This is a genomic window from Pseudoalteromonas sp. JB197 (assembly GCF_002332205.1).
Classification (GTDB): Bacteria; Pseudomonadota; Gammaproteobacteria; order Enterobacterales; family Alteromonadaceae; genus Pseudoalteromonas; species Pseudoalteromonas nigrifaciens.
The window spans coordinates 1-826 of sequence record NZ_NRGZ01000007.1 but is presented as its reverse complement, the minus strand read 5'-3'; the positions used below and the strand labels follow the sequence as shown (position 1 = coordinate 826).

Sequence of the window (826 nt, the reverse complement as noted above, 5' to 3'; positions counted from 1 at the left end):
TGGGCGATTTTAAACGTTTTTGTGAGCCAACAAGCGCAGCGCGTTAGCCCCCGCCAAAACAGCGTAAAAAAGTTGAAAATTGTGCAAACCTCCAACCCGCTGGGTACAACTCGTAAAACGAGCTGTAACCCAGCGGGTTAGAGCCATACAGCAATTTCACGCAAAATCTAAAACGCATTGCGTGAAATTGATTTATTTTTGACTTTTTTTTTGTTGTTTGTAATATAGGAAGCTCTTAAAGAGTAGTGCCTATAGCACCGTACTTTACCGGTTAGTACCAAATCAAACCGAGACTGAAAACAACCGTTTCAGTACTGAACCCATACAGTAAATTTGGAGGCTATACGCTTCTCAGAAAAGAGAAAATCCGTTCTAAAGCTCGTAAAGCTTAAGTCTTATCAACTTTAATTGATGCGTTTTAAGGTGAGAACAGTCCGAACCTATGCAAACGATATTGCAAAACAGGGGCGAATAGGTATTCAGTTACCGCTGAGTTAAGCGACAGCTTTTCCAGTTAGACTTACAAAGAGAAATTATGACCAATTTTGATCCAGATAAAGAAGTTGCAGAGTTAAAAAAAGATTCAGAGCTACGCAGAAAGCGCAGCTATAGCCAGCGCAAATCAAGGTTAGATAAGTATCATGCTGAGATAGAAGGATTGCGCCAAAAGGGCTCGACAATAGCAGAGATCACACGTTGGTTAAGCAAAAAAAAACGCTTCGTAGTAGCGGAATCTACTGTTCATCGCTGGTTAAAAAGTAAAGATATTCATGGCAAGATTTAGTGTAAAAACCCCTGAGCAGCAAGCATTTTCTGTCACCAAGGA

At 40.6% G+C, this 826-nt stretch carries 1 protein-coding gene; it reads left to right on the top strand.

What is annotated here, in order from left to right; genetic code table 11:
* The first annotated feature begins 535 nt into the window (after positions 1-535).
* Positions 536-784 carry a hypothetical protein gene (locus tag CIK86_RS19080; protein WP_096317125.1) on the top strand — a complete coding sequence of 83 codons (249 nt, stop codon included), beginning with the start codon at positions 536-538 and terminating at the stop codon, positions 782-784.
* The last annotated feature ends 42 nt before the right edge of the window (positions 785-826 follow it).

What these genes read in the sequence shown, in the direction of transcription:
- CIK86_RS19080 (WP_096317125.1), top strand. Translation starts at nt 536, where the DNA reads ATGACCAATTTTGATCCAGATAAAGAAGTTGCAGAGTTAAAAAAAGAT.